The organism is Salinisphaera sp., assembly GCF_035690525.1.
Lineage (GTDB): Bacteria > Pseudomonadota > Gammaproteobacteria > Nevskiales > Salinisphaeraceae > Salinisphaera.
Map to the genome: position 1 here is coordinate 1 of NZ_DASSKM010000055.1, position 8,769 is coordinate 8,769.

Consider the following 8,769-nt stretch of genomic DNA (forward strand, 5'->3'; position numbering starts at 1 on the left):
ATCGAAGATGTTCGGCAGCGATTCGCGGTCGAACTCGACGTCCACCACCGGGCCGATGATCTGTACGACTTTTCCAAGACTCATAGCGTTTCCTCGACTGGGCAGCGCACGCTGCCGCGTATCTTGTTCTCGTCCAATTACCTGGCGCGTCAGCCGCTGGCCGTCTAGGAGACGGCCGCCGCGCCGGCCACGATTTCCGACAGCTCCTGCGTGATCGCGGCCTGACGCTGCTTGTTGTACTCCAACTGCAGGTCGTCGATGATGTCGCCGGCGTTGTCCGAGGCCGACTTCATGGCCACCATCCGCGCCGCCATTTCGCAGGCCACGTTCTCGACCGCACCCTGGTAGACCTGCGATTCGACGAAGCGGACCAGGATATCGTCCACCAGCCCGTTGTCCTCGGGCTCGTAGATATAGTCCCAACGATCGGACAACTCGTTGTCGTCGCTGGCCTCGACCGGCAGCAGCTGTTGACGATACGGGCGCTGCGTCATGGTGTTGACGAACTCGTTGCCCATGACGAACACGCGATCGACGTTGCCCTCGCGATAATCGTCGAGCATCACCTTGACCGTGCCGATCAGGTCCTGCAAATGCGGCCGGTCGCCCAGATCGACCACATCGGCTTTGACCTTGGCGAAGCGCTTGAAAAAGCTCAAGCCCTTGCGACCGATGACCACGAGATCGACTTCGACGTTGTTGGCGTTCCAGTCGCGAATCTCGGCGAGCACACGGCGGAACAGGTTGATGTTCAGACCGCCGCAGAGACCGCGATCGGTCGAAATCACGACGATCCCCACCCGCCTGGCCTCGCGCTCGACCAGAAACTCGTGCTTGCCGCCAATATTGGCGCGGGCGACATGCCCGACCGTGCGCCGAATCTTGACGGCATACGGCCGCGCCGCCTCGACGCGCTCCTGGGCGCGGCGCATCTTGGAGGCCGCGACCATTTCCATGGCCTTGGTGATCTTCTGCGTGTTCCGAACGCTCTTGATCTTGGTCTTGACTTCCTTTCCGCCGGCCATTTAGCGAGCTCCGTTGACCTGAATCGCTACCACGTGTGCGATTCCTTGAACGATTTCAGCGCCGAATGCAGACCGTCCTTGATCTCGTCCGAGTAGTCGCCGGTCTCGTTGATCTGATTCACCAACTCTTTCTGTTCCGAAGTCATGTACTGGTGCAGCGCCGCCTCGAAGTCTTGAACCTTGTCGGCGTCGACGTCGTCCAGATACCCCTGATCGGCAGCGAACAGCGAGGACGCCATCAGCGCGATCGACAACGGCGAATACTGGTTCTGCACCATCAACTGGGTGACGCGCTCGCCGTGCTCGAGTTGCTTGCGGGTCGCCTCGTCGAGATCGGAGGCGAATTGGGCGAACGCCGCCAGCTCGCGATACTGCGCGAGCGCCAGACGAATGCCGCCGCCCAGCTTCTTGATGATCTTGGTCTGGGCCGAACCGCCGACGCGCGAGACCGACAGCCCGGCGTCGACCGCCGGGCGGGCGCCGGAGTTGAACTTGTCGGTGTCCAGATAAATCTGGCCGTCGGTGATCGAGATCACGTTGGTCGGCACGAACGCCGACACGTCGCCGGCCTGGGTCTCGATGATCGGTAGCGCGGTGAGCGAACCGGTCCGGCCGGTGACTTCGCCGCCCGTCAGTTCCTCGACGTGCTCGGCATTGATGCGCGACGCGCGCTCCAGCAGCCGGGAATGCAGATAGAAGACATCGCCCGGATAGGCTTCGCGGCCCGGCGGACGGCGCAGCAGCAGCGAGATCTGGCGATAGGCCACGGCCTGCTTGGACAGGTCGTCGTACACGATCAGCGCATCCTCGCCGCGATCGCGGAAATACTCGCCCATCGAGCAGCCGGCATACGGCGCCATGTATTGCAGCGCCGGCGACATGGCGGCAGCCGCCGACACCACGATGGTGTGCGCCATCGCGCCGTGCTCCTCGAGCGTGCGCACCACGCTGGCGATCGAGCTGTTCTTCTGCCCGATGGCCACGTATACGCATTTGATGCCGGAACCCTTCTGATTGATGATCGCATCGATCGCGACCGCGGTCTTGCCGATCTGGCGGTCGCCGATGATCAGCTCACGCTGGCCACGGCCGATCGGCACCATCGCGTCGATCGCTTTCTGGCCGGTCTGTACCGGCTGGTCGACCGACTGGCGCGCGATCACGCCCGGGGCGACTTTTTCGATCGGCGCCGTCTGCTTGGCCTCGATCTCGCCCTTGCCGTCGATCGGATTGCCCAGCGGATCGACCACGCGGCCCAGCAGCGCTTCGCCGACCGGGACTTCCAGCACCTTGCCGGTGGTCTTGACCTCGCAGCCTTCGGAGATGTGGCGATAGTCGCCCATCAGCACGGCGCCGACCGAATCGCGTTCCAGGTTGAGCGCCAGCCCGTATGTGCCACCGGGAAATTCGAGCATCTCGCCCTGCATCGCGTTGGCCAGGCCATGAATACGGGCGATGCCGTCGGCCAGGCTCACCAGGGTGCCGACATTGCGCGATTCGGTGACGGTCTCGAAGTTCTCGATCCGCTTCTTGATCAGATCCGAAATTTCCGCCGGATTGAGTTGCATTGCTGTCTTCCTCTTTATCCTTTTCGCCGCGTGCGTAACGCGACGGCGTCGACTCTAGGGCGCCTCAATGAGCCAGCGACTGGCGCATGCGCGCGAGCTGGGCCGTCAGCGAGCCGTCGATAACCAGATCGCCGGCCCGGATCACCGCGCCGCCAATCACCGACTCGTCGTTGGCGAAGGTCATCGAGATCTTGCGCTCGAAATGCTTTTCCAGTGCGTCGCCGAGCGCGTTCCGCTGGCCCTCCGACAGCGCCACCGCCGACGTGACCTCCACGTCGAGCCGGTCTTCGGCCGCCGCGCGCTCGATCTCGAACAACTCGGCGATTTCCGGCGCCAACGACAGCCGCCCGTTGTCGATCAGCAGACGCACGACATTGCGCGCCTGATCGCCGAAATCGGACGCCCCGGTGCCGATAATCGCGTCGGCGAGCACCTCGTCGGATACCCGCGGATTGCTTATCAGCGCGGCGACCGTCGAGTCGCGCACGATGGCGGCGAGCGCGGCCAGCGCATCCGACCACTGCGACATACCCTCGCCACCGGACGCCTGCGCCAGTTCGAACACCGCCTCGGCGTAGGGCCGGGCCAACGTATAGCGCTCGGCCATGGCTAACGAATCTCCGCGACGAGATCGTCGATGATGTCGTTATGCGCCTTGGCGTCGATCTCGCGCTTCAAGATGCGCTCGGCGCCGGTGACGGCCAGTTCGCCGACTTCACGGCGCAACTCTTCCTTGGCCGAGGCCACCGCCTGATCGACTTCCTCGCGCGCCGCGACCACGATGCGATCGCCCTCGGCGCGCGCATCGATTCTGGCCTTGTCGAGCGTTTCGTTGGCCTGGCGCTGGGCGTTGGCGAGCAGCTCGCGCGCCTCTTCCTGCGCCTTCGCCATCCGCGACTCGGCTTCCTTGACCGCCTCGTCCAACTCGAGCCGGCCGCGCTCCGCGGCAGCCAGGCCTTCGCTGATCTTCTGGCGGCGTTCGTCGATCATCTGCGTGACCGGGCCCCAAAGCACCCTCTTGACGAACCAGACCAGTGCCAGGAAGACCAGAATCTGGACGATCAGTGTTCCGGTAATAGCGACCATGATGCGCTCCGGGCTTAACCGCCGCCGGCCAGGCTAGACAGCGTACCCACGAACGGGTTGGCGAACAGGAACCACATGGCCACACCGAACAGGATGAACGGGAAGGATTCCATGAGGCCGGCGAAGATGAACATGTTGACCATCAGCTGCGGACGCATTTCCGGCTGACGCGCGATGCCTTCCAGCGCCTTCGAGGTGATCAGGCCCCAGCCGATCGCCGAGCCGAGACCGGCGGCGGCCAGCATGAGACCGACGGCGACCGCGGTCGCGGCGACGATCTCTGCGATTTGTTGTGGATCCGAATGCACGATTGCTACTCCTTAATCGACGTTTCTTAGCTTAACGACGGATGAGACCGGATTCCCTGGCCGCTCCCATCTCCGCGATGTTCGGATCTCGCGACCCGTTTCTCTTGCCGGCGCCGCGGCCGGCGCGACACCCGATGCCGACAAACCATGAAGATCCGCCGGCGTGATTATTGATGCCGACCGCGCTTGGCGGTCGGGGTCGTCCGGTCGGGCACGCGCCCGACGGGCCGGACCTTGTCAGTGTTCCGTCTGCTGCGCCATCCCCAAATAGACGATTGCCAGCACGGCAAAGATAAAGGCCTGCAGGAACACGATCAGCAGATGAAACACGCTCCAGACGAAGCCGCCGATAAAATGCAGCGGCGCCCAGACCGCGACCATCGCGCTCGGCGGCGACAGCGCGGACAGCGTGAGCATCGCCAGCAGCGCAAAGATCAGCTCGCCGGCGAACATGTTGCCGAACAGTCGCAGCGCCAGACTCACCGGTTTCGACACATCGTCGATCAGCGTGGTGATGACATTGGCCGGGGCGCCCCACTTGCCGTAGGGGTGGGTCAAAAAGCGCTTGATATAGCCGCCCGGGCCGTTGGCGCGGATCTGGTAGTAGATCATCACCGCGAACACCACCAGCGCCATGGCGAAGGGGGTGTCCAGCGCGGCGGTCGGAACGATCCGGAAATAGACGTTCTCGGCGCCGAACACCTGCCCGATGCCGCCCAGAACGCCCGGCACCAAATCGACCGGGATCAGGTCGGTCAGGTTCATCAACGACACCCAGAGGAAGATCGTCAGCGCCATCGCGCCGACGAAATCGTTGCGCTTGTGAAACACCTGACCGACCTGATCGCTGACGTATTCCACGCCGGCTTCCACGGCCATTTGAATACCGCTCGGGTCCTCGATGGTCAGGTGCTTGCGCACGAACAGCGCGAGCAGCGCCACCAGCGCCGCGCAGATCAGGCCGACGACGATCAAATCGAGCGTGAAGGCGCCGAAATCGACCAGCCCCCCGGGCTGATGATCGGCCGCGCAGCCGGCACACCAGTCGGTCAGATGATGCGTGATGTATTCGGCCGAACCGCCGCCGCTATTGGCCATCGTATCGTCTTCCCATTATTTCGAGCATGTACCGACGCATGGGCCCGGCGGCCAGATAATAAGCCAGTTCCGCCGCGCCGAACCCGACCAGCATCGGCGCCGGCAGCAAGCCGAGCACGCCTATCCCCACCGCGAACGCGATACACACCACAATCATGCGTTCGGCCGCGCCCAGCACCAGCCACCGCAGAGACTGGTCCGAGCGCGCGGCCTGGCCGATCCGCCAAGCCAGCATCAACGTCATGATCAAGGCGACAAGCCCGCCGTAGATCGCGGCCACGGCGGCGACACTCCCATAAACCATACTCACCGGGACCGCCACGCAGACAGCCGCAATCGACTGCATGAGCAGCAATCGAGTCACAACATTTCGCATCGATTGTCGCTCGCTGACGCCTGCGTTTTCCGACGCACTGTTCCCTTGAGTCGAGCCGCGAGGCTACCTTGTTTCACTCGCGAATTTCAACAAGTTTTCGACCGGCCGTAAAGAAACTGCGAGATCCCGCCATATGGCGCGCCGTTACGCGCACAGTCCGTGTACATGACAACCGAATCGACACGAATGCGGCATCGGTCGCACCGCCGGTTGGTATCAATCGAAGCGCTCCACCAACGCATCAAGTTCTTCGGCCGACTTGTAGCGGATGACCACGCGGCCGCCGCCGCGGCGATCGGGCTCGATGCGCACGCCGGCCTCCAGCCGCTTGGCCAGGCTCGATTCCAGCCGCTCGACGGTCGCATCGCGCTCGGGCCGGGGCGCGGCCGGCGCGTTGCCCGAGAGCACCGCGCGCACCAGCGATTCGGTCTGGCGCACGGTGAGCCGGCGGGCGACCACGCGCGCGGCGGCCTCGGACTGTTCGTCGTCGGTCAGGGCGAGCAGCGCGCGCGCGTGCCCCATTTCGATCTCGCCCGCACGCAGCCGGTCGGCCACGTCGACGTTCAGATCGGCCAGGCGCAACAGATTCGATACCGACGCGCGTGAGCGCCCGACGGCTTGCGCGCAGGCGGCATGGGTCATGCCGTATTCCTCGATCAGGCGCTTGAGCGCGGCCGAGATTTCCAGTGGATTGAGATCCTCGCGCTGAATGTTCTCGATCAAGGCGATCGCCATCGCGGCATCGTCGGCCAGCTCGCGAACCACGGCCGGCACGCTCGAAAGCCCGGCCATGCGCGCGGCCCGCCAGCGGCGCTCGCCGGCGATGATCTCGTAGCGCTCGGGGTCGTCGTCGCGACGCCGTACGACCAGCGGCTGGACCACGCCCTGGGCCCGGATCGAGGCCGCCAGAGCCTCCAGCGCGTCGGCGTCCATGTCGCGCCGCGGCTGGTAGCGCCCGGGCGAGAGATCGTCCAGCGCGACCTCGGTCAGCGCTGCCGAGGCCGCCGCGTCTTCGTAGTCGTTCGCGAGCAGCGATTCCAGGCCCCGGCCGAGACCCCGCTTTTTCTGTGCCATAGCTTCGCCCTGATGGTCTGGCGCCGCCGCCGGTCGCGGCGGCGGCCTGATCGGCTGTTGCCACTGATTGTAAAGCCACGCCGGCCTGTCGCCGATTGGCCCGCGCGACCGGCGCTCAGCGCGTACGCCGTCGTCCGAACAGCGAGGATACCGCACGCCGCGCGCCGCCGGCCGGCGCCTCGGCCGTTTCGTCGTCGTCGCGACCGAGCAGCTCGGCCGCCAGCGCGCGGTAGGCCGCGGAACCGGTGGCGCCGCTGTCGTACTCGAGCACGGACAGGCCGTGGCTCGGCGCCTCGGCCAGGCGTACGTTACGCGGAATGACGGTTTTGTAGACCGCGTCGCCGAAATACTCGATCAGCTGGGTCGAGACATCGCCGGTCAGGCGGTTGCGGCCGTCGTACATGGTGCGCAACACGCCCTCGACGGTAAGCCCCGGATTGATGCGTTGCCGTACGCTGTCGATCGTGGCCAGCAGCGCCGAAAGGCCTTCGAGCGCGTAGTATTCGCACTGCATGGGAATGATCACGCCACGGGCGGCGACCAGCGCGTTGACGGTGAGCATCGACAACGCCGGCGGGCAGTCGATCACGACATAATCGAAGTTGTCGGCGATCGAGGCCAGGGCCTTCTTCAGCGCCGAGCGCCCGCCGCCGCGTTCGCGCAGGCCCACCTCGGCCGCCGTCATGTCGCCGTTGGCGCCAAGCAGATAGAGCTGGCCGTCGGCCACCACTTCCAGCGCCTCGGCCACGCCCTTGTCGCCGAGCAGAAAATCGCAGACGGTCGCCTCGAGCGCGTTCTTGTCCACCCCCACGCCCATGGTGGCGTTGCCCTGGGCGTCCATGTCGACCAGCAGCACGCGCTGCTCGGCCTCGGCCAGGGCCGCGGCCAGATTGATGGCGGTGGTGGTCTTGCCGACCCCGCCCTTCTGGTTGGCTATGGCGATGATGTTGCTCATTGAAACGTTCTGGCGGTTGGCGCCGGATGAAGAATAGCCCGAATCGTGCGCGGCCCGAGTTTATCGCATGCGTGCACGAACGGGGTTCGATCCGCCCGGCGCGGCGTCGTATGAAACGGCAATAGACCCTAGATCAACCCGGGCTCGAGAATCGCAACGTGGCGCTCCGCGCCGAGCCCCGGCACGGTCACGGCATGGGTTGCCAAGTGCCGGAAGTCCAGCGGCAGATCCTCCATTTCCGCGGCCGGATCGCGCCCTTTCATGAGCACGAAGCGCCCGCCCGGCGCGATCAGATGGCCCGCGCCGCGCGCGGTGTCGCCGGCGCTGGCAAAGGCCCGCGTGATCACGCAGTCGAACTTTTTCGCCGGCTTGAACGCCTCGACGCGGGCCTGGGCCACCTCCACGTTGTCGAGCGCGAGCTGACGCCGCGCATGCCGCAGGAACGCGGCTTTTTTGCGATTGGACTCGACCAGCGTGACGGCCAGCCGCGGCCGGGCGATGGCGAGCACGAGACCCGGCAGGCCCGGCCCGGCGCCGACATCGGCGAGATTGGCGCCCACGACAAAGTCCGACACGGCCAGGCAATCCAGCAGATGCCGCGTGACCATGGCCTCGGGATCGCGCACCGCGGTGAGATTGTAGGTTGCGTTCCAGGTCGTCAGTTCGCGCAGATAGGCGATCAAGCGATCCCGAACCGCGGCCGGGCCGGATATCCCCAACGCATCCATGCCGGCGCTCAGCCGCTGTCCGCACGCGTCCCAGTCGGTCATGGCCATGACGATCGACACCCCCATGCAATGTCGGAAAGCGGAGCAGGATACCGGTTTTCAGGCTGCCGCGGGCCGGCTTCATCCGCCCGCAGAAGTTGCGCGCCGCACCGTTGCCCGCCGCGTCAGCCGTGGCCGCGCGCTTCGATCTTGGCCCAGGTGTCGCGCAGAGCGACCACGCGATTGAATACCGGCGCACCCGGGGCGTGATCGTAGCGATCTGCCACGAAATAGCCGGTGCGCTCGAACTGCAGACGCGTTTCGGGCGCGACGCCGGCCGCGCCGGGCTCGATCCAGCAGCCGTGGTGAACGGTCAGCGAGGACGGGTTGAGCCCGTCGAGCAGATCGTCCTCGCGGCCCGGGTTCTCGATCGAGAACAGCCGATCGTAGATGCGCACCCGCGCCTGCTTGCCGTGGCTCGCCGAAACCCAGTGGATCACCCCCTTCGGCTTGACGCCGTCGGCCGGATTGGCGCCAAGCGTATCGGGGTCAAAGGTGCAGTGCACCTCGAC

General features: G+C 65.5%; 10 protein-coding genes and 1 pseudogene. All 11 read right to left on the reverse strand.

Translation table 11 applies throughout. The annotated features are described in order from the left end of the window. Positions 1 to 164: 164 nt before the first annotated feature. Positions 165 to 1,025, reverse strand: a complete 861-nt coding sequence (gene atpG / locus VFJ08_RS04300; protein ID WP_324995533.1) for a F0F1 ATP synthase subunit gamma — start codon at positions 1,023 to 1,025, stop codon at positions 165 to 167. 26 nt (positions 1,026 to 1,051) lie between these two features. After that, complete coding sequence (gene atpA, locus VFJ08_RS04305) at positions 1,052 to 2,593, reverse strand: F0F1 ATP synthase subunit alpha (RefSeq protein ID WP_324995535.1); 1,542 nt, start codon at positions 2,591 to 2,593, stop codon at positions 1,052 to 1,054. 64 nt (positions 2,594 to 2,657) lie between these two features. Beyond that, positions 2,658 to 3,200, reverse strand: coding sequence for a F0F1 ATP synthase subunit delta (locus tag VFJ08_RS04310; protein WP_324995536.1), 543 nt, complete (start codon positions 3,198 to 3,200; stop codon positions 2,658 to 2,660). A 2-nt stretch (positions 3,201 to 3,202) separates the two neighbouring features. Next, on the reverse strand, positions 3,203 to 3,679 hold the full coding sequence (locus VFJ08_RS04315) for a F0F1 ATP synthase subunit B (RefSeq protein ID WP_324995538.1): 477 nt from the start codon (positions 3,677 to 3,679) through the stop codon (positions 3,203 to 3,205). Between the two features lie 14 nt (positions 3,680 to 3,693). Then, positions 3,694 to 3,987, reverse strand: a complete 294-nt coding sequence (gene atpE / locus VFJ08_RS04320; protein WP_037336558.1) for a F0F1 ATP synthase subunit C — start codon at positions 3,985 to 3,987, stop codon at positions 3,694 to 3,696. A 237-nt stretch (positions 3,988 to 4,224) separates the two neighbouring features. After that, positions 4,225 to 5,085, reverse strand: a complete 861-nt coding sequence (gene atpB, locus VFJ08_RS04325; RefSeq protein WP_324995540.1) for a F0F1 ATP synthase subunit A — start codon at positions 5,083 to 5,085, stop codon at positions 4,225 to 4,227. Then, positions 5,075 to 5,449 (reverse strand): ATP synthase subunit I, encoded by a 375-nt coding sequence (locus tag VFJ08_RS04330; protein ID WP_324995542.1) that lies wholly within the window; start codon positions 5,447 to 5,449, stop codon positions 5,075 to 5,077. Before VFJ08_RS04330 ends, atpB begins: the two co-directional genes overlap by 11 nt. A 228-nt stretch (positions 5,450 to 5,677) precedes the next feature. Next, entirely contained in the window at positions 5,678 to 6,535 is an 858-nt protein-coding gene (locus VFJ08_RS04335; RefSeq protein ID WP_324995544.1) for a ParB/RepB/Spo0J family partition protein, read from the reverse strand. 115 nt (positions 6,536 to 6,650) lie between these two features. Beyond that, positions 6,651 to 7,490: a ParA family protein gene (locus tag VFJ08_RS04340; protein WP_324995546.1), complete on the reverse strand. Its 840-nt coding sequence runs from the start codon at positions 7,488 to 7,490 to the stop codon at positions 6,651 to 6,653. A gap of 128 nt (positions 7,491 to 7,618) precedes the next feature. Next, on the reverse strand, positions 7,619 to 8,284 hold the full coding sequence (gene rsmG / locus VFJ08_RS04345; RefSeq protein WP_324995548.1) for a 16S rRNA (guanine(527)-N(7))-methyltransferase RsmG: 666 nt from the start codon (positions 8,282 to 8,284) through the stop codon (positions 7,619 to 7,621). Positions 8,285 to 8,382: 98 nt separating this feature from the next. Then, positions 8,383 to 8,769 (reverse strand): annotated as a pseudogene (locus VFJ08_RS04350) (glutamine--tRNA ligase); the annotation flags it as partial.